This window comes from Kitasatospora sp. NPDC093102 (genome assembly GCF_040683915.1).
Taxonomy (GTDB): domain Bacteria; phylum Actinomycetota; class Actinomycetes; order Streptomycetales; family Streptomycetaceae; genus Kitasatospora.
Map to the genome: position 1 here is coordinate 15151 of NZ_JBFBFA010000057.1, position 21514 is coordinate 36664.

A 21514-nucleotide genomic window follows, 5' to 3' on the forward strand; every position below is an offset into this window, starting at 1 on the left:
CGACGGTTCTCAAGGCAGCCGGCTGAACCAGCGCACGATGTCCGCCGTGGCGGCGACGTTGGAGCCGAGGTGCCTGGAACCGGCGAAGTCCGGGGTACCGAGGTCGACGACCGCCGCGTTCACGCCGTGCGATTGCAACGTGGCCTCGCAACGGTCTGTGTTGGCGTTGGCCGCCTGCTCGTCCGCGTCGGCCACGTACAGGCGGACCGGGACGCGTGGCGCCCAGTCGCAAGTGCTGTCGGCCACCCGGAGTGCCCTGGCCAGGCGGCCGGTCGGGTGACGCAGCATCTCGAAGCCGTGTGGGGTGAGCAGTGCGTCGATGGTGTCGGGCGTGCCGGCGAAGAGTTGTGGGCCGGTGTGCGAACCGTCGAAAAGCGCCTCGATCGTGCTGTCGTACGGCGCCTGGAAGACCTCGCCCGGGGAGTCGTACAGATGGTGCAGCCGGTTCCATGCGACCAGAAGGTATGCCGAGTACAGCACACTTGATTTCGGCTCGAGAGAGCCGTCGAGCAGTGCCGGCAGCTCGGCGTACCGGAAGTCGTAGGCGCCGCTGATCGGCGCGACGGCTTGGAGCCGGAACCATCGGTCGTCACCGGCCTGGAGTGTCCGCGCGAGTCCCATCGCCGCTGAGGCACCCTGGGAGAACCCGGTGACCAGCACGTCGTGGCCCAGCGCTCGGCCCGTGCTCGGGACGAAGGCGCGGGCTGCCCGGAGCATGTCCAGGGAGGCGGTCGTCTCCGATGGCACATCCATCCAGGGGTGGAGTCCCGGGCCGGTGCCCAGACCGATGTAGTCCGGGGCGACCGAGGCGAACCCGGCGGACGCGTACGTGAGGGCGGGCGAGGACACGAACCCCGCCTTGACCGTGGAGGAGGGGGCGTCGGACCGGTAACTGGTCGTGCCGTGGGTGAATGACACCGTCCGCAACTCGTGTTCGCCGCCGCGGGGCAGTACCAACAACCCGCTGGCGGTGATCGGCCGACCGCTGGGGTCCACGGTTCGGTACACCAGCCGGTAGGCGTCCACTCCGAACCGGACTGTGCTCGCGTCGTACCTGACGGCGGCCAGTGCCGTGGCGACGTCCTCCTTCGTGGCCAGGGTGGTCGTCCGGTGAGCGGAAACCAACCGTCCACGATCGCCCGGGTGCACCGTGTCCGCCGGTGCGGCCCCCGTCGTCACGGTCGCAGCGGCCAGGACGGTCAGGACTGTCCCGGCGTTCAGCCGACGAAGCACGGATCGTAATCTGCCTGCCTGGTATGTGGTTTTCATGTCATCGACGCTACGTACGGTCACCCTCGTTCCACAGTCCGGCCAGCGGGCGTATCCGTCCTGTGGCTATCCCCACCGCGACACCGGACGCGCGCAAGGGGGCGGGCGACGGTCGGCTGACCGCCGTAGGCTCCGCCTCGACGGTCCTGTGGGCGGAGGGCCATCACCGTCCAGCGACCGACGCTGCGTTCCACCGACGCCGCCGCCCGAACCCTGACCTGCCCGGAGCGCGGCCGCCGCGCCGACCACGCCCGGCTGCGCGCCGGGTCCGCCGCGCAGAGCGCACTGATGGCTCAGCCGGATCTCACGAGCGAGCGCACCCTCACCTGGTGGCACGACACGGGCGAACCCGGGGTCGAGCGTCTCGGACTCACCGTGACCTCGGGCGGCTGGCCGGCCTGGCTCGACGACCCAGCCCAGACGGTCTGACCGGCCAGCCCAACCCGGCGCCGCGAGCCCGCCTCGCGGCGCCGGATCCGTCGCCGGATCCGTCGCCGGACACCGCCCGCGCCGGCGAGCGCACGCAGGAAGGGGAACCGCATGGAGTGCCGCCCGATGGACCTGGCCGTCTCCAGCGAGCACGCCCAGCACGGACTGTCTTCGGCCACGAGTCGTGGCTCTGGTTCAACCTATTGCCGACCGCGCACTCCGGCCGCTGCCGCCAGCCGGAACTGAGCGATTCGCAGGCCGGGAACAGGCTCGACAGTGCCGATCCGGGAGAATCCGTGACGCTCGTAGAGCTCCACGGCCGGGCGGTTGTCGGCACCGGTACTCACCAGAACGGCCCGGCCCGGAAACATCTCGCTCGTGAGGTGCTGCAGGAGCCTGGAAGCCAGCCCGCGACGGAACCACGGCGGATCGACGCACACCCGGTCGATGTCGACCGCATCCTCCTTGTCGAGCTCCTGCCAGGCGATGAACGCGACGATCCGGCCATCGACCGCTGCCCCCAGCCACCGCAGCGGCTGGACACGCATCTCCTCCAAACCCTCGCCCAGAGCGGGGATACCGGCGAAGCCGATCAACTCCGCCTCGACTGCGTAGGCGCGGTGGCCGATCCCGTGCACGGCTGCCGCGACCGCATCGTCCAGCAGGGACAGCTCGCCGATCACGAGTCCGGGAATCCCGGTCGACGACTGGCCTGGGCGCGGGAGCGGCTTGGTGTAGCAGCGGCTGGGCTGCTTGCCCTGGTGTGGCGGGTGGTTGGGGATGGGGGTGTAGCCGGCGCGGGTGCAGAGGGCGATGGCCTCGGGCTGGTGGACTCCGGTTTCCAGGCGGATCTCGGGGTGTCCGAGGGCGGTGGCGGTGCGTCCGGCCTCGGCGAGCAGTCGGGTGGCGATGCCGTGTCCGCGGGCGTCGGGTGCGACGTACATGCGTGTGAGCTCGGCCGAGCCGTCGGGGAGCGGCTGGACGGCGCAGCATCCGACGGGGCGGCCGTCGGCCTGTGCCAGCAGGAAGCGGATGCCGGGGTGGAGGTGGGCGCCGCCGGTGCAGGGCTCGTCGGGGTAGCGCGCGGCGAGGTCGGCGTCGAGGTCGCGGACCAGCTGCAGGACTCTCGGGTCGTCGGGTGCGGCTTGGGTGATGGTCAGGTCGTGGGTGGTCACAGGCTGTGGTGCCTTTCGAGGACGAGGTCCAGCCGGGTTTGCGCAGGACGCGCCGCCGGAGGTCCGGCGGGTAGGCGTCGGGGTCGGTCACGGCGGTGAGGGCCAGGCCGCCGGGCAGGCGACCAACGCAAGAACCCGTGATGGCAGGTTCGATGTTCGTGGAGGAGTCCGGGGCCGGGACGGGCGGCGAGTCGGAAGGGTGATCAGACCGTGTCGACCGGTCGCCGACCACGACGGGCTCGGGCTCGGAGGGCGGTGCGGGCTTCGCCGAGGTCACGGACACGGGCGAAGACGCGCACCGGGCCGGTGGTGGGGTGGAGGTGCAGCCTTGCCAGCCCCGTATCGGCGCAGATCAGCGGCCGGTGACAACGGCCGGGGGCTGCTCCGTACGGGGGTGGCGGGGTGCGGTCCCCGGCCGTACCGGAGGGGCCGGGGCACTTCGGTGCTCAGCGCGGCGGGTCGACCTTCTCGACCGGGCCGAAGTCGCGGAAGGTGCCGTGGGTGCGCACCGGGATGCCCCGCAGCTCGGTCTTCCGGTCGTAGCGGACGGTGCGGCCCTGGGCGTCGATCCACTGGTCGAGCAGGAAGCTCTCCACGCCCTTGCTCTTGAGGATCTTGTACTGCTCGGGCTCCACGGCCTTCATCGACTCCAGGCCGACCGTGCCGGACAGGTGGTAGCACGGCGTGCCCTCGCAGTCCTCCATCCCCGTGTGGGCGGAAGGACCGAGGGCCAGCAGCGCCTTGGCGTAGCCGTGGTAGTCGGCGATCCGGTCACCGAGCGGGGAGGTGCGCCAGCTGCTGCCGCTCTTGATGTAGGTGGTGCCGTCGTCGGTGACGACGACCGTCGGGCCGTCGCTCCCGCTGCCGATCACGTCGTTGCCACCCGCACTCATGGACTCGGCGAGCCGGCCGGAGCGGACCGGCCCGTTGAGGTTCACCCGGGCCTTGGTGAGCGCGCTGATCGGGCCGCCTTCGGTCGTGAAGTCCTGGGTGGCCGCGTACGGCGTCTTCTCCGCGAGTGCGAGCGCCTTCTCCGGGTCGATCACCCCGCCCGCCGTCGTGGCGACGGCGGTGGGCGTGGGCGTCGCGACGGCGGTGGGTGTCGGCGTGGCGGTCGCCGTGGACGTGGAGGCCGGCACGGCCCCGGGCGCGGTCGAGGACGCGGCCGGCGCCGCGCCGTCGTTGCAGCCCACCAGACCGACGAGGGAGACCGCCGCGGCGGCGACGGCGAGCACAGTGGAGCGGCGCATGATCAGGAGAACCCCCGGTCGAACGAAGAGACGGGGAATCCTGACACATCACCTGGTCCGCGATCGAACCGTTTTCCCGTCGGGGCCGCTCTCCTGACGGCAGACCGACGCGACGCCCGCGTCCAGGCCGACCCCTCCGCCCCGGGCGGAGCACCGGCGTACTCGGCGGGCGTCGCCCACCCGGTGGGCGACGCGTCGAGATGCGATCCGGGACAAGACCCAGATCGTCAACAGACTCCGCTCCACCTGCGCGAGTACGACCCGGCCGCTCTCCAGGCGGTCCACGGTTCCGGCGCGCCGGGCCTCGACTCCAAGCACGCCCGCGCGGTCCCGGCGCGGCTCCCACCCCGGCGGCGGGTCTTCACGGCCCTGCGCGAGCAGGACGGGCAGCCACGTGATGCTCGGGCGCCGCGCATCGGACGGCCCGGCCGCAGATCACTCCTGATGCATGACGGCCGCGACGGCGCGGTCGCGGACGTCCGCCGAGGGGTGGTGGCGCAGCTCGCGCAACAGGGCCTGCCATTCCTTGGGCCAGCCGAGGCGATCCCCGAAGGCCTCGGTCAGGGCGGTTGCGAACAAGCCGGCAGCCGCGGCGGTGTCCCCGTCCTGTCGGGCGGTGTACGCCAGCGCGTCGAGTGTTCCGGGTGGCGGCAGCGGGCCCGAGGCGGCCTCCCGCAGCAGTGCCAGGGCGGTGAGCGCGGCCGCCGCCGGCCGGTCTCGGTGGGCCTCGGCGAGCGCGTCGAGTGCGGCCGCCAGCGCCTGCGGCCCGGCTGAGGGGTCCACCAGTCGGCGCATCGCGGTCGCCCTGATGCCCGCCAGGTCGGGTTCGGACGCGAGCAGGTCGGCGGCGCCGGCGAGCAGCGGCCGGTGCCGGTCGTCGGCCGGGAGGTCGGTGAGGTGGGCCAGCCGCCGCCGGGCCGGCAGGTCCCGGTCGTCCCCGGAGCGAGGGTCGTCCGTCCGCGCAGCGGCGGCGAGTTCGGCGAGGGTGCGATGCAGGAGGCTGCCGGGGGCGGCGCCGCCGAGCGGGTGGGGCAGTCCGGAGGCGGCGAGCGTGCGGACGGCTCCTGCGGCCTCGCGCCAGCTTCCGCGGTTCGCGAGGTCGGTGACGGCCCGTCGGGCCACGTCCGCGGTCTGCGGGGCCCAGGCGGCCCACCGCGGCAGCGTGGCGAGGGCGGGGGTGGCGACTTCCGGGTCCTGGGCGGCGGCGACGGAGGCCACCAGGTGGGCGTAGCGGGTCCGGTGGGTCTCGGGAAGGTGCCCCGGGTCGGCCCGCAGTACGGCGCGGCGCACGGATGGCGGGGCCTGCCCGGCGGCCTCGGCGAGCAGGTCCCAGACCGGTTCGGCATCCAGCAGACCGGCCGCGAAGGCGACCGCTGCGGCACGCACGTCCTGGTGCTGGCCTTCGGCGCGGTACGCGGCCACCAGCAGGTCGGCGGCGGACCGCGGGGGCAGGTGCTCGGCGGCCAGCCGCACAGCTTCCTTGCGGCTGGTCACCTTGCTGCCCTGTGCCCGGGACAGCAGCTCGCCAAGCCTCTCGGCGAGCTCGTCGGGCGGGGCGAACCGGGCGGCCCGGGTGGCCGCGTACACCGCGACCCGGGCGCGGTCGCCACCCGCGTGGGCCAGCAGGTCGCCCAGCGCGTCGGCGGGCCGGTCCGTCCGGGCCAGTGCGGCGAGCGCCGCCTCGGCGAGCACCACCTCGGCGGAGTCCACCTGGGCGCGGACGACCGCCTCGCCGTACTGCGGGATCGCGGCGGCGGCGTGGACGGCCGCGGCGCGCCCGTGCAGCGGCACGGTGGGGTCGCTCGCAGCCGCGGCGGCGAGGCGGGCGGCGGCCCGCCACTGGCGCGGCGTCCAGCAGCTCGCCGACCAGGTGGGCGGCAGGGTCGCCCGCTGCGGCCGCTTGAGGAACCGCCCGTACGACGGCACGGGGGCGAGGAGTGGGTCGAGCAGGTCGGTGCGCTGCTCGACCAGCACGCCCCGTACCGGCGGCAGGACGGCGGCGGAGGGCTCGAGTTCGAGGATCTCGGCAACCCGGGTGCCGCGGGTGCGCGGGTCGTCCAGCCACAGGGCGGCGGCCGTGGTGAACGCGCCGTCCGACCCGAACCGGAGGGCGTGCAGGAGGAGTTCCTGCAGCTCGGGGACGCCTCGGGCCCGTCGGCCGAACGAGCGGGCCAGGGTGAACAGCAGCCAGTACTCTGCGGTGTCGGCCATGGTGTCCAGCCAGGGCCGCAGGGTCGCGAACACGGAGTGTTCCTGGCCCCGCCGCAGCCGGTGCTCCAGTCGGCCGAGTTCGACCGTGCCGGTCTGCCCGGCGATCCGCCGCAGGCTCCGCAGTGCCCACTCGACCAACTCGAGTCCGCCGACGAGGGCGTGCTCGCGCAGCACCTCGGTGACCAGCCGCTGCAGGGCGGCTCGGGTGGCGTACGAGCAGTCACGGGCGTCGACCGCGTCCTGAACGGCGGCGTCGAGGAGTGGCACCGCCGCCGGGGTCAGCAGCCGGGCGGGCACGTGGACGAGCGCGGTCAGCGCCGCGCAGCGCACCGGGTCCTGCTCGTTGCGCAGCCGCGGCAGCAGACCGAGCGCGTCCTGGACGGCGGCCCGGTCGTCGGAGGCGGCCGCGTTGGCGAACAGGGCCGTCCACGCGGCGGACCGGTCGTCGGCGTCCGGGCGGGAAAGGGCCGCCCGCAGCTCCGGCTGGGCCTCCTCGGTGGGCAGGTAGGCCAGGGCGGGGGCGGTCAGGGCCCAGGAGCGGCCCTCGGCGCGGCGTGCGGCAACCTGCCGCCGCGCCTCGGCATGGCGGCGGGCGTGCGGGAACAGCGGCAGCAGAACGGACAGTTCGGCCTCCCGCGGGAGGGCGTCGGCGTACACGAGGTCGAGGAACACGTCGCGCCGGCCCGGAGGGAGGGCGCGCAGCAGGGCGGCGAAGCAGCGGGGCGCGGCCAGCCAGTGGCGGCCCAAGGAGGAGAGCGAGGGCGGGTCGGCGCGCACCAGCCGGCGCAGCGTGCCGCTGGTGGGCGGCGTGGTGTACGGCCCGACCGCGCCGCGCCGCGGGTCGGCGAGGAGGCGGACGGTGCGTTCGGCGTCCGTGGCGGCCAGCGGCGGCAGGTGATCACGGCGCAGCGGGAGGTCCGGACCGAACCGCTCCATCAGGTCGAGGAGCCGTTCAGGGCGGGCCCGCACGGTGGCACCGAGGACGTCGGCGAGCGCGGGCCACTGCCCGAGCCGCAGCGTCTCGGGGCGCTCGGCGAGGACCTGCTCCAGGTGGTCCAGGACCTCGTCCGGGAAGCGTGCGGCGAGGGGTGCGAGCGGTGCGGCGTGCGCGAGGTCGGGCAGGGTCCGGGCGACGAACGCGGGGCCGCAGGCGGAGAGCAGCCGGGCGGCCTCGGCGTCGCCCCACTCGGCGCGCAGGCGGCTCACCAGCCGCTCGGCGAGCCGGTGCCGTCGGCCGTGCCGGACGACCCGGGCCAGCTGTCGGCGCAGGGCGCAGGAAGCGCCGGTGAACGCCGCCTCGATCGCCTCGTCCGGGATGTCCTGGGTTCGGGCGGCGCGCAGGGCGTACCCGTGGACCACCGGGTCGGGGTCGGTCAGCCGCTCGGTGAGGTAGCCGGTGGCGCGGCCGGCCGACGCGGCGAGCGCGGCCAGCCGCCTGCCGTACACGCCGCAGCGCTCCAGGTCGGACAGCAGCCCGGGAAGCCCGCCGTCGACGGCAAGCACCCGGGCCCTGCGGGCGACGAGCCGTAGGCGCTCCGGGTGGGAGAGCGGGTCGAGGTCGGCGAGCAGCTGATCGGCTTCGTGCGGCATGCGGCCATTCTGGCCGGGCGGAGCGGGTGTCTCCCACCGGATTTCCGTCGCCCGGCCTGGGTGAGCCGGACGGCGGCTACGGCCGACGGCGGGTTCGCGCGGCGCCGGATCGGCGTCCACCACCGCGAGGAACGCATGGACGATGCTCTCCAGCCGGGCGACGCGGCCCGGAAGCGCGGCCCGGGCGGCGCCCTTCAGAGCTGGCGGGAGCAACTCCGGTCCCGGTTGCCGAGGCACCGGCGGGGACGACGGCGAGGCCGGCCAGAGCGGGGGCAACGGCCTGGGGCAGGAACTACCGCCAGTCGACGGCCGCCGAGGCATGGTCGCGGGCCAGACGGAGGGACACCCCCACCTGGCAGTCGGTGACCTCGCCCGCCGTCCCCGTGTACTGGCGCGGCCCACACGCGGACGCGTCGCCGTCCTTGAGGAACCCCGTGCCATCGATGATCAACGCCGTCGGGTCGATGACATCGGCCGTCCTCCATGCCGAGCGGGCCCGGACATGGGCCGGATCCCGTGGACCGGAGGTCACGAAGTGGGCCGGAGCCCGACGGTTGCCATCCTTGCCGAGCCGCACGGCCATCGGCTCCACCGGCTTGCGTCGGCCGCCCAGCAGCAACCCACGCGTGTGCACAAGCCCCCACCTGCGCTGATCAGCACGCGTGAACGCCCCGAACATCTCCGCCGTGAACGCCTCCAGGTCCTCCCGGACCTCAGCCGTCTCCCCAGGTGTCGCACCACACCGACGACACCACCCGACACGAAGGACACGCCACCACGCGTCGACCTGACCAAGCCCTACGAGGAGAAGCACTACGCCAACCCGGCAACGGCCGAACCAGTGAACCTGAAATCCCGTCAACCCGTCCTGACCAGCTGATTAGCAACGACCGCACGACGGGGGAGCCGCAACCCTGCCGGGTCGGCGCAACTTGGCGAAGCACACTGGCTCGGGAACCAATCCGGACGACGAAGGAGCCTGATCATGGCCGATGTCGACGTACTCGTGGTGGGCGCGGGCCCAGTGGGCCTGACAGCGGCGGCCGAGCTGCGGCGGCACGGCGTGGACTGCCGAATCGTCGATCGGCTGGCCGTCCCGGAACCCAATGCCAAGGCCATCGGCGTCCTGCCCCGCACGCTGGAGGTGTGGGATGCCATGGGCCTGGTCCGCGGGGCGCTGGACGACGCGGTGCCGCACCTGGGCCAGCTGGTCTTCATCGACGGCAAGCAGGGCCCCCCGGTCGAGCTGACCCTGCCGCCCGAGATCCCCTACCCCTTCGCCACGCTGCCCCAGTACGCGACCGAGCGGCTGCTCGCCGAGCATCTTGCGCGCTTCGGCACGGAGGTGGAGCGGTCCACCGAACTCCGCTCGGTGGAGATGCGCCCGGACGAGGTCGAGGCCGTCCTCACGCATGCCGGCGGCCGGACCGAACGTCTGCACGCCCGCTACGTCGTGGGCTGCGACGGCGCGCACAGCCTGGTCCGCAAGGCGGCCGGGCTGACCTTCGAGGGCGACGCCTTCCCCGAGCAGTACATGATCGGCGACGTCGAGCTCGACTGGGAACTGCCCGCCGGCTACAGCATGCGGGCCGTGAACCTGGACGCGGACGGTGCGATGGACGACATGCTCGTCTGCATTCCGATGCCGGGCGTTCGGCGGTACTGGCTGTCGATGCTGCGCCCCCGCGCCCAAGCCTGGGGCGAAGACGGCCCGAGCGCGCCGGACGGGATCGCCCTCGGCCTGGAGGACGGCCACGGACCGGACCTCCGCCAGATCCAGGCCGTGCTCGACCGGCTGTCACCGGAGCCGACGACCGCCTCCACGCTGCGCTGGTCCTCCACCTACCGGACCAACCACCGCCTGGTGGACCGTTACCGGAACGGCCGCCTCTTCGTCGCCGGGGACGCCGCGCACATCCACCCGCCGATCGGCGGGCAGGGTCTGAACACCGGCGTGCAGGACGCCTACAACCTCGCCTGGAAGCTGGCCCTGGCCGTCCGCGGTCTGGCCACGGACGACGTGCTGGAGAGCTATCACGCCGAACGCCACCCGGTCGCGCAGGAGGTGGTCGACCGCACCGTCCGCCATGCCCGCACCGTCAGCCACGCCCGAACGGTCGGCCATGCCCGCTCCGGCCTCAGCAGCAACGGGGACGACGCCGAGATGCTGCTGCGGCGCCAGGCCCAGTTGCTGGTCGCCTACCCGAACAGCCCGTTGATCCAGCCGCAGGCGCCGGACGGCACACCCGCGGCCGGTCCCGCCCCCGGCGACCGGGCACCGGACTGCCGCGGCCTGCTGAGCGACCTCGCCACCTACCCGCGGCGGCTGTTCGACCTGCTGCGCACCCCGCGGCACGTGCTGCTGCTGTTCGCGGGCCCGGAGCACGCCTCGGGCAGCGGCGCCGCCCGGCTCGAGGACTGCGCCGCCGAGGCGCATCGCGCCGCCCACGGCCTGCTCGACGCCTACCTGGTCACCGCCGCAGAGGTACCGAAGGACGCCCGCCCGGTCGGCCTGCGCCCGCCGCGGGTGCGCGACGCGGCGGGCGAGTTCCGCGACGCCTATGCGCCGCGTGACGGCGAGGCCCTCCTGATCCGCCCGGACGGCTACATCTCCGGACGCTTCCACCCGGCCGTACCGGAACGCCTGACGGCGCATCTGCGCCGAACCTTCGCCTGACTCCCGCTGCCGCGGGCGGAGCGCCGCCGGTGGAGTGTGGCGAAACCGTCTCCGGTGTCCTGCGCCGGACGGAGGCCGTCGGCGTGGGCCAGGCCCCCGGGTGCGCACCCCCGCGCCGGTCGGTGCGCACCCGGGGCGCCCGACCACCGGGTGGCTCTTCTCGCTGTAGCCGATCAGAGCGGGGTCAGCCAGCGGCGGCGGGGCGGCGGAGGGGTGAGCGTCACCGGCGCCGGTACCGGGACCGGTTGGGGTGACGACTGCTGAGGGGCCTGGCTCGGGTCGGTCACCGGAACTCCCGGAACTCGTTGCGAAGAGCACTCCCGCGCCGAGCACCAGTCCTGCGGCGGCCAAGGTGCCGGACGCGGCCTTCGGCATCCGGCCCTTCACCGACACCGGGCCGCGGGCTTCCTGGACCATGGCCGCCGTGGTGTCGTGCAGGACCAGGCGGGTGTCGTCAGCCTGCCGGGTGAGATGGCTGCGCAGGACGCCGTCGACCTGGAGCACCGGGAACCGGCAGGGCCAGTACGCAACGAGAGCAACAGCGGCGCTGATGACATTCAGCGTGACCGTGGCGATCCCGAACCCGAGCGGAGCCTCGGCGGCAAACGGGACCGTCACCCCGTCGAACCCGAGGACGATCCCGGCCTCCGTGTCGAGGGACTCGAAATCCGCTGGCGGGCCGATCTTTCGCACCCGTAACATCCGAGCCCCCATCCCCGTCCGTCACCCCGAAGGAGCGCGCCCCATGTCCGTGGACGCCGGCCTGTACCTGCGCTGGCCCGAGGACCGGGCGCCGTCCGCCGAGGAGCTCGCCGAACTGTTCGGCATCACCTCCCGCAACGGGTCGGGCATCTGGGAAAAGATCGTCTCGGCCGATGGCCGCAGCAGGATGTGGGTCACCGTCTCCACCAACCCGAGCGACCGCGTCGACCCCTCCCGCACCTTCGAGCACGCCTACGACCACTGGCTCCACCTCTCCCCTTCCAAGAGCGCTCCGTACCCCGAGGACACGTTCGCCGTGCTCCGCGCCCAGTGCCGGGAGATCATCGCCCGGCTGCGCCACACCGGGCTGGTGGAGAGCGCCTTCTACGTCGACGCCGACAGCCTGACCAGCTACTGGACCGACATCCGGTCGGCCCTCGGCCCCGAGCCCCTCCCGGCCGTCGAGCTGGACGTCTGGTGGGCCGCCGAGGCCCCCACCACGTCCACGCTCCCCACCGGCCTCACCCCGAACCTGCACCCGGCCCCGGCCGACCCCGTCCGGACCGCCCGCCTCATCCCCGCACTCGCCGAGGCCTCCGGCATCCTGTGGGACATCGCCTACCGCGCCGGCGAACTGCCCGTCCGGCACACGGCCCGGTTCACCGGTCACCACGTCACCCCCGAGGAGCTCGACGCCTTCTCCGACCGGCTCGCCGCCGAACTGGCCAGACCCGGCGAACAGATCGACGTCGCCCTGTGGGTCAACGACCGCCTGTGCCGCTACGAGGTGGCCAACCAGCCCGTAACCGACCTCCAGGTGTGCTGACTCCGATCGCAGGGGAGCCGGCCCGGAATTCCTCGGTGGCGGGACACTTCCGCGATTACGGCCCCGCGCCGATCGACGGCGAGTGGACCGCACTGGTATTCGCCAGTGACAGCGGGGGTCATCTGTTCGCGATCGGTGACAGCGGACCGCAGTCCGGGCACTCAACGGCCTTCGACGGGGCCCCGGCGCACTTCCTGGCCGGAGCCGTCGCCGAGCGCCTGCCGGATCGTCTTGCTCGACGTCGCCTGCGGGCGCAGCAGCCGCTGGAGCGGGTCCGCGGTCGCCGGCCACAACGTTCAGGACGCCGGGCGCAGGTCGTCCTGGTCCTTGAGGACAGTCACCTGCTCGCCGTGGGCGACGTACGAGACCACCCCACTCCACCGGCCGTCGGCGTCGCGCCGCCACTCGGTGAGGAGGCCGTGCAGCCACTGCTCGTCCACCCGGACCAGGCAGGGCTTGGTGGTACTGGTCGGCCGGTAGGCGGGGAAGCAGGGAATGCACGCGCCGCGTCCCTGCGCCATTGCGTCGGCCAGCGCAACGCGGGTGGGCTCGTGCGCCTCCCTGCCGAAGCGGGCGGCGCGGGCCTGCCCGTCGGCGAGCGCCTCGCACGCCACCGAGCGGTGGAACACCGAGCCGCCCCGGGTGGTCCAGACGGATGCGGTCAGACCCCGGGGAACCGGCTTGCAATGACCGCACTGCCCGACTATCAGTCCGTGATCACAGCGCTCGTCAGCCATGACTGCATGGTGTCTCCGGCCCGGCAGGAGGTCAATGACGTTCCGTCAGGTTGATGTGCCGGACGAACAGTCGAAGACCCGAGAACGAGTCGTGGTACTCATCCTGCACAAGCTGGCGCAGGTCGCCTCTCAGCTCGCCGAAGCCGCCGGCGCCTACGCCGTCATGCTCGGACACGGCACAGAGGCCGTGTCCGGCGCGATCGGCATCGTCGACGGCGGCGCCCTCGCCGCGAACGGCGTGGTGGAGTGCGGCACCGCAGTCCCGTGCCCGGCCGGGCAGCCGCGGGAAGATCCTGGCGGGCTTCGGTGGAACGGCCGCCCCATGTGCTGCCGAAACCGGAGATCTCAGCAGGTCGAGTGACCGTCCAGGTTCGACGTCAAGCTCAGGGCCAGTCCTCGGTGATGGGATACATGTCGGCGTACGGATTGGGTTCGCCGGTCTGTGGGTCCAGGCCGGCCAGAAGCCGTCGACGTTGCTCGCGCCAGCTGACGAAGGTGTCCGTCTGGTTCCAGAGCGACGCATCGCCAAGTGGGCAGGCGTCGAACCGGCCCAGCATCATGCGGGTGATGAACTGGACCGTGCCGCAGTCGAACAGGGCCCACGGCGACTCGTTCCACGAGTGGTGCCGTCGCCAGGCTACGACTGGCCACTTGTCCGGGTCGGGATCGTTCATGAGCCAGGCCATCTCGTTGGCGTTCATCCCAGAGCCCCAGGGCAGTACGGCATCGGCACCGAGCGTCACGCCAGGGATCCCTTCGTTCTCGTCCCAGAGCCCCCGCAGGCCGGCCGTCATGCTGCCGATGTGACACCCCTCCCACCCGCGCACGTCACTCGGCAACGGGGGCAGGATGACGAGCTCTCCGATGTCGCCCATGCCGTAGGTGTCCAGCAGCGCCTTGTAGTCGCCTGGAAGCTTGGTGTCCAGCAAAGCCTCGGCCGCAGCCCAGTCGATCCGTTCGCCGCCTGCGAGGTCTGCTGGTACAAGGTCGAGCAATACGGCCCGGTCGGGATGAACAGTGCCCACGGTGGATCCCCTTGAGGTCAGTGACCAGCCACCTTAGTCATGAGGGCAGACACCGTTTCTCTGGGCAACCAGGTCAACCGTCTGCCCGCGGTCCTGTTTGCCATGGTGCGGCTTGTGTCCGCAGAGACCGTGTGCGGATCAGCCCGTGTTGGCTCTCCCGGCCTCCCGGCTGACCCGACCACCCGTCGTCCCGCGCCCGCGCAACCGCCCCGCGGCCAGGGCCGGTTGCGCAGGCGTGGGAGCCCCGCACCCCGCTATACACACCATGTATACATGGTGTGTATAGTTCCCGATCATGTCACTCGGACAGATGCTCCTCGGGCTGCTGGAAGCCCAGCCCCGCCACGGATACGACATCAAACGCCTCTACGACGAGCACTTCGGACGCGATCGCGCCCTGCACTACGGGCAGGTGTACGCCACGCTCTCCCGGCTGCTGAAACACGGCCTGGTCGTCGTGGAGGGCGTCGAGGCCGGCGGCGGCCCGGACCGCAAGCGGTACGCGATCACCGACGCGGGCGTCACCGACCTCACCGACTGGCTCACCCAACCCGAGGACCCGCAGCCGTACCTGCAGAGCACGCTCTACCACAAGGTCGTGCTCGCCATCCTGACCGGCCGCTCGGCCGCCGACGTCCTGGACACCCAGCGGGCCGAACACCTGCGGACGATGCGCGAACTGACCCGCCGCAAGCTCACCGGCGATCTCGGCGACGAGCTGATCTGCGACCACGCACTGTTCCACCTGGAGGCCGACCTGCGCTGGCTGGAACTGACCGCCGCCCGCCTCGACGACCTCACCGCCCGCCTGACGGAGACCCCGCGTTGACCACCGCCGAACCCCTGCTCCACGCCCGGGACCTGCACAAGTCCTTCGGCCTCACCCCGGCCCTCGACGGCGCCTCCCTCACCGTCGCCGCCGGCGAACTCGTCGCCGTGATGGGCCCGTCCGGCTCGGGGAAGTCCACCCTGCTGCACTGCCTCGCCGGCATCACCCGCCCCGACCGCGGCACCATCAGCTACCGGGGCCGCGACCTCACCACCTGCTCCGACGCCGAACTGAGCGCGCTGCGGCGCGGCGAGTTCGGCTTCCTGTTCCAGTTCGGCCAGCTCGTGCCCGAACTCACCTGCCTGGAGAACGTCGCGCTGCCGCTGCGCCTGAACGGCGTGCGCCGCAAGGCCGCCGAGGCCCGGGCCGGCGAATGGCTGGAGCGGCTGGAGGTGGCGGACGTCGCCACCAAGCGCCCCGGCGAGGTCTCCGGCGGCCAGGGCCAGCGGGTGGGAGCCGCCCGCGCCCTGATCACCGGGCCCAAGGCGGTGTTCGCGGACGAGCCGACCGGCGCCCTCGACTCCCTCAACGGCGAACGCGTCATGAAGCTGCTGACCCTCGCCGCGCGGGAGAGCGGCGCGGCCGTCGTCCTGGTCACCCACGAGGTACGGGTCGCCGCCTACGCCGACCGCGAGATCGTCGTCCGCGACGGCCGCACCCGCGACCTGGCCGTCGCCCGGTGAGCGCCGCCGACCCGCGCGTGCGCTCGCCGTTCCTGGACCAGCTGGGCCTCGGCACTCGACTGGCCGTCACCAGCGGACGCGACGGCTGGGGCCGACTGCTGCTCACCGCCTTCGGCGTCGGCCTGGGGGTGGCCCTGCTGCTCTTCACCGCCTCCTTCCCCGGCATCGTGCACCACCGCGACCAGCGCCTGTACACCCAGAACGACACCTTCAAGGACGAGGACCTGCCGGCACCCGGCGAGCGGACGGTCCTCGTCGCCGTCGCCGACACCACCTTCCACGGCATCCCCGTACGCGGCCGGATCGTCCAGCCCGAAGGCCCGCACGCGGCCCTGCCGCCCGGGGTGGCCGCCTACCCCGCGCCCGGCGAGATGGTCGTCTCCCCGGCCCTGGCCGACCTGCTCAAGGACCCCGCCAACCAGCTGCTGCGCGAACGCCTTCCCCACCGCGTGGTCGGCACCGTCGCCCCGGCCGGACTGCTCGGGCCCGGCCAGGCCGACTACGTGCTCGGCGGCGACCACCTCTCGGTGGAAACCGGCGCCGTCCGCATCACCGAGTTCGGGCACTTCTCGCCGCCCAAGCCCATGGACCCGAAACTGATCCTGCTCAACGCCGTCGGCCTGACGGTGATGCTGGCCCCGGTCGGCGTCTTCCTCGCCGCCGCCGCGCGCTTCGGTGGCGAACGGCGCGACCGCCGGCTTGCCGCACTGCGCCTGGGCGGCGCGGACCGCCGGATGACCGCCCGCCTCGCCGCGGGGGAGTCCCTGGTGGGGGCCGTCTTGGGCCTGGCCGCGGGCGCCGCGCTCTTCCTGCTCGGCCGCCGGCTGATCGGACACATCCGCCTCGCCGGATTCAGCTTCTACCCCGAGGACGTCGCACCGCAGCCCGCCATCGCCGCCGTGATCGCCGTGGTCGTACCGCTCCTGGCCGTCGGCGTCACCCTGCTCGCGATGCGCCGGGTGGTCCTCGACCCGCTCGGCGTGGTCCGCCGCTCCGGCCCCGGCCGGCGCCGGATCGGCTGGCGGCTGATGCTGCCACTGGCCGGCCTGGCCCTGACGGTGTTCGCCCTCGCACTGCCCGTCCAGGGCGTCCCCGGCGCACTGCCGCGCACCGCCCTCCTCAACTCGGTCCAGGACACCCGCGGTTCGCTCATCGTGGCGGTCGGCGTGCTGCTGATGCTGATCGGCCTGTGCACCCTCCTGCCGTGGCTGGTGGAGGCCGTCACCCGGCGCGCCGGCGGCGGCGGCCTGTCCTGGCAACTGGCCATCCGCCGCCTCCAGTCGGCCCCCGGACCGGCCGCCGCGGCGGTCAGCGGCGTGGTGGTGGCCATCGCCGGGGCGATCGCCCTGCAGACGCTCTTCCTCGGCGTCGGCGCACGCTACGAGGACCTCCCCCGGCACCGGCCCGCCACCGCGGGCCCGTACCAGCAGTCGGTGTCCTTCGCCGGCGGCGCACCCCGGGCCGGCGCCCTCGCCGACCGCCTGGCGCACAGCACCGGGATCGCGGCCACCGCGGCCTACACCGAGTTCGCCCTGGAGAGCCCGACGGCCAAGCCCTGGGAACTGCCCTCGGTACGGATCGCCTCCTGCGCGGTACTGCGCGGCTTCGCGACCCTGCCCGACTGCAAGGACGGCGACGCCTTCGTCGTCCAGGGCCCCGGCAGGAGCCCGGACGCCGACCAGACCCGGCCCGGCACGCCCGTCCACGCCGCCCGCTTCAGCGGCACCGGCGACCCGGCGCCCTTCCCGCTGCCCGCCGTGACGGCCACCGTCGCGGCCGTCGAGGGCGCCGACCCCAACGGGCGCCTCGGCACCGGCCTGCTGCTCCTCACCCCCGCCACCGTCCCGGCCGAGGCGCTGCGCGGGCAGCCGGCCACCGTCCTGGTGTCGCTCGCCGACGGACTGACGGACCCGAAGGAGTGGCTGACCACCGCCGTGATGGCGATCGACCCGCAGGCCCGCGCCGAATTCCCGCTGGAGGACACCCTCGACCCCACCTACCGCGCGGTCAAGCGCCTGCTGACGGCGGGATCGGCGATCACCCTGCTGCTGGTGGCCCTCAGCCTGCTGGTCGGCCAGCTGGAACGCTTCCGGGAACAGCGCCGCGTGCTCGGCGTGCTGAACGCCGTCGGCACCCGCCGGCGCGTCCTGGGCCTGTCGGTGCTGTGGCAGACACTGGTCCCGATGGCGCTGGGCCTGCTGCTGGCGTCCGTCGGCGGCGTCCTGATGGGGGCGGTGCTGCAGTACTCGGCTGGCGTCCCGTCGAACGTGGACTGGGGCTCGATGCTGGCCCTGACGGCGATCGCGGCCGGTGCGGTGCTCCTGACCACCGTCCTCGGACTGCCGCAGCTCCTGCGGCTGATGCGCCCCAGCGCCCTGCGGTACGAGTAGCGGCGGCCGCACGCGAGGGCGCCGTCCACCAGAGGACGGGCGCGATCACCGCCGTGAACGGGACGGTGACCGCGAGGCGTTCCTCCCAAAGCTCCCGGTAGCGGCCGGCACCGCGACGGCGCGGTGCCGACCGCCCGCCGGGGTCACCGGGTCCGACAGGCGTCGATGACGCCGCGGGAGGCCCGGTCACTGAGCGAGGCGCTGGACAACCCGGACAACCGCGCCGCGTACGACCAGCGGGCGAAGGACCGGAAGGTGTGACCGGGCGGGTGATCAGGTGGGTTGGCTGGTGCGGGTGCACCACTCGTCGGTGCCGCGGCCGCGCCGCGGTCTTCTGGCCACCGCAACACCACCCTGACGAGCCGAAGCCGGTATGTGGAACCACGTGCCTGGGCAACCGAGTCGTTTCCGGAGGACGGAAACGTCGAGTTCGACGTCGATGGGGGGCCGGGATGCGCCACGGGTGGCCGACTGACCAGGAGCTGCGGCAGATCTTCCACGAGGAACCGGAGCGTGTGCTCGCGGGCGGGGGACCGCACTCCTGCACCGGGCTGGACGACGACACCGCCGAGGCGCTCTGGGCGATCGCCTCGGCGGAGCCCGCCGACCGCGAGGCTCTGGTGCCGGCCGCCTACCGGGCCTTCGCCGGTCAGCTGGACGGCAGCAACGCGGCTCGCCGGGACGAGGACCTGGAGCGCTGGTTCGAGGAGCGCGAGCAGCGGCGGCAGGGCGAGGCAGGGTGAGGGAGCGGGCTCGTTCTCGTGAGCATCCGGTCCAGGTGTTGCCTCCCGAACCGCTGTCGAAACGCTGCTCTGAGACATGAACAGAGCCGGTGGCCGAGTCGTGCGTCAAGCCCCACCCTCGACCGTGCGTTCAGCCGAAGACGATGGCATGGCCGCTGGAGATGCTCGACTGGCATGCTGCGTAGAGCCGGGCCCAGGCGAACTTCTCGGGCTCGAAGGGGTCGGTGTGCGGGATGTCCGCCAGCTTGGCCTGCTCCACACGGGAGAGCGTTCCGTCCTCGTCGGGATGGATGTCGATCCCCGGCGCCAGCCAAGCCAGCTCGGCCTGCAAGCGCTGGCTGGACCCGACCATTCCGTATCCCAGGACTTCGTCCTCCTCGGGCAGGAACAGCGGGTCACTCATGTCGACCGGCACGTAGTAGCCCCCGTTGTCGGCATGGCAGAGCAGGTGTGACGAGAACATGGTCAGCTCGTCCTGGACCTTCTCCTGGTCCCGGGCGTATTGCTCGGCGTCCACGGCGTGAGCCGGGGTGACAGCCTCCCCGTGCAGCCGCAGGACGAATGCACGGCGCAGGTGGCTCAGGTAGCTGTAGGGAAAGCCTCCGGCGTAGAGGGCACCGCCAGCGGGATCCGTGCCCGGTTCGCGCCAGTCGATGCCCTGCCCGGCAAGTGCCCGGTCGAGCAGGGCGAAGGCGTTCAGGTGGTATTCCCACGCCTCGGGGTCGTTGCGGGCCAGGTCGTTCAACAACCCCACTGTTATCGAGAGTCCCATGCCCGCAAGGATAAGAGAAGGATCTGACAGGGCAGCTGTAGTTCGTCACATAGTGAGCCGAAACGGCCCGGTTTCCTACATGATCGCGTAGCGGACCTGTGGGGCCTTGAAGCAGCCGCACACGATGCGGGGCTGGTGCTGCCGTCGGCGAAGGAAGCGGCGGGTCTCGTGGGCGAGGTGGTCGGCCGATGTGGCCCTGCCTGCGTTGACGTGCCGCTTCAGGTCGGTATTCGTAGCCCGATCGCAACCGTTCGGCCGTGCAGGCCCCACTTGTCGAGGCCGGAGTACATGACGGCACTGCGCCATCCAGGTCTGGCGAAGCACTCGGCCTCGCCCTTGTAGACCGCGACCAACGAGTCTGCACCCCGCCACCACCCATCGGCCAGCCCTTCTACCTCCAGAACCGGCTCGTAGAAGCCGAGTTGAAGGGCATCGACATCCTCGCCGGAGACCTTGGTGATCTGCTTCGCCCACATGGCCGCGTGATGGGCGAGCGCAACCGACTCGACCCATCCTTCGACGCTCGCATGCAGCGGCACCCATCGCTCAGCGTGGATACCGAACTCACCACGGGGACCGATCACGAAGGAGAAGCCCGCTGAGCTCCGCCATATCGAACCCGCTGATGACGAGGCCTGACGGTCAGCCTGAAAGAACCTGTCGTGTCTTCGCCAAACGTGCTCGATGGTCCTCGATCCAATCTGCCGGCGGCGACATGGGCAAGCTGACCGTCACCTGCGACGACGGGTCGTCGCTGATCGACACTCCGACCGCGCCGGAAGCGAGCGGCTTGATCTTCAACTGGACTGTCCGGCCGGAGTCCAGCCACGAGACGAACCTGTGCCCGGCGAGGCTGTCGAGGGCTTCTTCCCACCTGTCCAGGTCGAAGGATGTGATCCCTACAGGGAAGCTGCCGGTAACGGTGCCCGTCGAGACGACGAACTCGCAGTCCAGGAACCCACCGCCCGCAGTCGGCCGCTCCAGCACCCGCAGCGCGACGACATGCCCGCTCGTGCCGGGCGGATCGGCAAGGTGGATCAGATCGTCCAGCCCGTCGTCCATCACAAGCCTCTCAGTTCGATCTCGATCAAGGACATCAGTATGTTGGGCGGGACCGACACGACGCCGGGACGGCAGACCGCCCGCTGGTCGTGCCTCGGACTCAAGGAAGCGTGGAAGCGGCCCCACTCGGGCACTTCGCTCGACGAGAGGTCAGTCAGCGGCCGTGCTGCCTCGGCCGCCGCCCCCGACCACGAGACCGACAGGAGACCTTGGTCCAAGGTGATCAAGTCCGAACATGAGACGTGGCCCGGGCCTGTCAGTCGCGCCGGGCAGAATGCGGCCCCGTGAGCTTCCACTACGAAGTCGTCTTCACCTGCTTCCTTCAGGACGACACGCCCGACACGGTCCTGGATGCCCTGCGATGGCACCTCGGCCTGGCCTCGGAGCGCCCGGCAGAGCTCGACGAGGAGGAGCACGCGTATCCGCTGCTCTCCCCGGACCCGGACAGTCGCCTGCCGGGAGGGGACTTCGCGTCCCTGCGACGTCAGTCCCGAGGATTCATGGCCGGTCGTCAACTCCACGCATGGGGACTGTGCAGCCGCAACCTCTGGCTCGACGACATGATGGGTGACCTCATCACCATCCTGGACCTGCTCGCACCCCACGTTGAAGAGCCTGGCTTCGGTGGGTACTTCCGTGAGGAGTCCGACGTCGAGACGACCGTCTTCACCTTTCGAGACGGCACCTACGGGTCGCTGAAAACCTGATCCGGTCCAGCATCTGCGCATTGGAGACATCGAAGAACAGCTGCCGCGCTGTCCCTCAGAGGTGTTCGATAGGGGATTCCCCCCAACTGTCCGGCTTTCGTTCACGCGGCACGGAGTCGGTTCCAGGATCTCGTAGCGGCCGGGTCCGTGTCCGCGGTATTGATCAACCGCGACGGAACGACGCCGGTACCCCTCGGACCTGAAGGACGACCAGTGGGAGCTCATCGCGCCCGTGCTGCCGGAGTGGCGACGCACCCGCGCCGAGGGACGTGAGCCGACGACCGGGCTGCGCGGGGTGGTGGACGCGATCCTCTACGTCGCACGGACCGGGATCGCCTGGCGGTGAGGTGACCCCCGCGGTGTGGACACACCTGAGAATGGATCTCGTTGGTCCAGGAAGGTGAAGATCCACGTGGGACGTCCCTCGAAGTACAGTC

Annotated in this window: 19 protein-coding genes and 2 pseudogenes; 11 read left to right on the top strand and 10 right to left on the bottom strand. The window is 72.2% G+C overall.

What is annotated here, in order from left to right; translation table 11 throughout:
- Positions 1 to 9: 9 nt before the first annotated feature.
- The gene (locus AB0O11_RS35715) at positions 10 to 1269 is read right to left on the bottom strand and encodes a lipase (protein WP_363395571.1); all 1260 of its coding nucleotides are present in this window, start codon (positions 1267 to 1269) and stop codon (positions 10 to 12) included.
- Between the two features lie 288 nt (positions 1270 to 1557).
- Between AB0O11_RS35715 and AB0O11_RS35720 the strand changes: the two genes are divergently transcribed.
- Positions 1558 to 1698, top strand: a complete 141-nt coding sequence (locus AB0O11_RS35720) for a hypothetical protein (RefSeq protein ID WP_363395574.1) — start codon at positions 1558 to 1560, stop codon at positions 1696 to 1698.
- Between the two features lie 200 nt (positions 1699 to 1898).
- Here AB0O11_RS35720 and AB0O11_RS35725 read toward each other — a convergent pair whose 3' ends face one another.
- The 4 genes and pseudogenes from AB0O11_RS35725 to AB0O11_RS35740 all read right to left on the bottom strand — a co-directional run.
- The gene (locus tag AB0O11_RS35725) at positions 1899 to 2873 is read right to left on the bottom strand and encodes a GNAT family N-acetyltransferase (protein WP_363395577.1); all 975 of its coding nucleotides are present in this window, start codon (positions 2871 to 2873) and stop codon (positions 1899 to 1901) included.
- Positions 2874 to 3319: 446 nt separating this feature from the next.
- A complete protein-coding gene (locus tag AB0O11_RS35730; protein WP_363395580.1) occupies positions 3320 to 4123 on the bottom strand; it encodes a hypothetical protein in 804 nt (267 codons plus the stop codon).
- A gap of 435 nt (positions 4124 to 4558) precedes the next feature.
- Entirely contained in the window at positions 4559 to 7924 is a 3366-nt protein-coding gene (locus tag AB0O11_RS35735) for a hypothetical protein (RefSeq protein ID WP_363395582.1), read from the bottom strand.
- A 295-nt stretch (positions 7925 to 8219) separates the two neighbouring features.
- A pseudogene (locus tag AB0O11_RS35740) lies at positions 8220 to 8603 on the bottom strand (transposase); the annotation flags it as partial.
- A 306-nt stretch (positions 8604 to 8909) separates the two neighbouring features.
- Between AB0O11_RS35740 and AB0O11_RS35745 the strand changes: the two are divergent.
- From AB0O11_RS35745 to AB0O11_RS35755, 3 genes are all read left to right on the top strand, one after another.
- A complete protein-coding gene (locus AB0O11_RS35745) occupies positions 8910 to 10601 on the top strand; it encodes an FAD-dependent monooxygenase (protein WP_363395585.1) in 1692 nt (563 codons plus the stop codon).
- A gap of 432 nt (positions 10602 to 11033) precedes the next feature.
- Complete coding sequence (locus tag AB0O11_RS35750; protein WP_363395588.1) at positions 11034 to 11300, top strand: hypothetical protein; 267 nt, start codon at positions 11034 to 11036, stop codon at positions 11298 to 11300.
- A 46-nt stretch (positions 11301 to 11346) separates the two neighbouring features.
- Positions 11347 to 12129, top strand: coding sequence for a hypothetical protein (locus tag AB0O11_RS35755; RefSeq protein WP_363395591.1), 783 nt, complete (start codon positions 11347 to 11349; stop codon positions 12127 to 12129).
- 296 nt (positions 12130 to 12425) lie between these two features.
- Here the strand turns inward: AB0O11_RS35755 and AB0O11_RS35760 are convergent, their stop codons facing one another.
- Positions 12426 to 12866, bottom strand: a complete 441-nt coding sequence (locus AB0O11_RS35760; RefSeq protein ID WP_363395594.1) for a hypothetical protein — start codon at positions 12864 to 12866, stop codon at positions 12426 to 12428.
- Between the two features lie 34 nt (positions 12867 to 12900).
- Between AB0O11_RS35760 and AB0O11_RS35765 the strand changes: the two genes are divergently transcribed.
- Positions 12901 to 13227 carry a hypothetical protein gene (locus tag AB0O11_RS35765; RefSeq protein WP_363395597.1) on the top strand — a complete coding sequence of 109 codons (327 nt, stop codon included), beginning with the start codon at positions 12901 to 12903 and terminating at the stop codon, positions 13225 to 13227.
- Positions 13228 to 13249: 22 nt separating this feature from the next.
- Here the strand turns inward: AB0O11_RS35765 and AB0O11_RS35770 are convergent, their stop codons facing one another.
- Positions 13250 to 13891: a hypothetical protein gene (locus tag AB0O11_RS35770; protein WP_363395600.1), complete on the bottom strand. Its 642-nt coding sequence runs from the start codon at positions 13889 to 13891 to the stop codon at positions 13250 to 13252.
- A gap of 295 nt (positions 13892 to 14186) precedes the next feature.
- Here AB0O11_RS35770 and AB0O11_RS35775 point away from each other — a divergent pair, with 295 nt between their 5' ends.
- The 4 genes from AB0O11_RS35775 (at position 14187) to AB0O11_RS35790 (ending at position 18536) form a co-directional block, all read left to right on the top strand.
- Positions 14187 to 14720 carry a PadR family transcriptional regulator gene (locus tag AB0O11_RS35775; RefSeq protein ID WP_363395603.1) on the top strand — a complete coding sequence of 178 codons (534 nt, stop codon included), beginning with the start codon at positions 14187 to 14189 and terminating at the stop codon, positions 14718 to 14720.
- Positions 14717 to 15403 (top strand): ABC transporter ATP-binding protein, encoded by a 687-nt coding sequence (locus AB0O11_RS35780; RefSeq protein WP_363395606.1) that lies wholly within the window; start codon positions 14717 to 14719, stop codon positions 15401 to 15403. Before AB0O11_RS35775 ends, AB0O11_RS35780 begins: the two co-directional genes overlap by 4 nt.
- Positions 15400 to 17793 carry an ABC transporter permease gene (locus tag AB0O11_RS35785; protein WP_363395609.1) on the top strand — a complete coding sequence of 798 codons (2394 nt, stop codon included), beginning with the start codon at positions 15400 to 15402 and terminating at the stop codon, positions 17791 to 17793. Before AB0O11_RS35780 ends, AB0O11_RS35785 begins: the two co-directional genes overlap by 4 nt.
- A 452-nt stretch (positions 17794 to 18245) precedes the next feature.
- Positions 18246 to 18536, top strand: coding sequence for a hypothetical protein (locus AB0O11_RS35790; protein ID WP_363395612.1), 291 nt, complete (start codon positions 18246 to 18248; stop codon positions 18534 to 18536).
- A gap of 130 nt (positions 18537 to 18666) precedes the next feature.
- Here the strand turns inward: AB0O11_RS35790 and AB0O11_RS35795 are convergent, their stop codons facing one another.
- From AB0O11_RS35795 to AB0O11_RS35805, 3 genes are all read right to left on the bottom strand, one after another.
- Positions 18667 to 19308: a hypothetical protein gene (locus tag AB0O11_RS35795; protein WP_363395615.1), complete on the bottom strand. Its 642-nt coding sequence runs from the start codon at positions 19306 to 19308 to the stop codon at positions 18667 to 18669.
- A 218-nt stretch (positions 19309 to 19526) separates the two neighbouring features.
- The gene (locus AB0O11_RS35800) at positions 19527 to 19847 is read right to left on the bottom strand and encodes a hypothetical protein (RefSeq protein WP_363395618.1); all 321 of its coding nucleotides are present in this window, start codon (positions 19845 to 19847) and stop codon (positions 19527 to 19529) included.
- A gap of 103 nt (positions 19848 to 19950) precedes the next feature.
- A complete protein-coding gene (locus AB0O11_RS35805; RefSeq protein ID WP_363395621.1) occupies positions 19951 to 20370 on the bottom strand; it encodes a DUF5959 family protein in 420 nt (139 codons plus the stop codon).
- A 284-nt stretch (positions 20371 to 20654) separates the two neighbouring features.
- Between AB0O11_RS35805 and AB0O11_RS35810 the strand changes: the two genes are divergently transcribed.
- Entirely contained in the window at positions 20655 to 21077 is a 423-nt protein-coding gene (locus AB0O11_RS35810; protein ID WP_363395624.1) for a hypothetical protein, read from the top strand.
- 199 nt (positions 21078 to 21276) lie between these two features.
- Positions 21277 to 21420, top strand: a pseudogene (locus tag AB0O11_RS35815) (transposase); the annotation flags it as partial.
- Between the last annotated feature and the right edge of the window lie 94 nt (positions 21421 to 21514).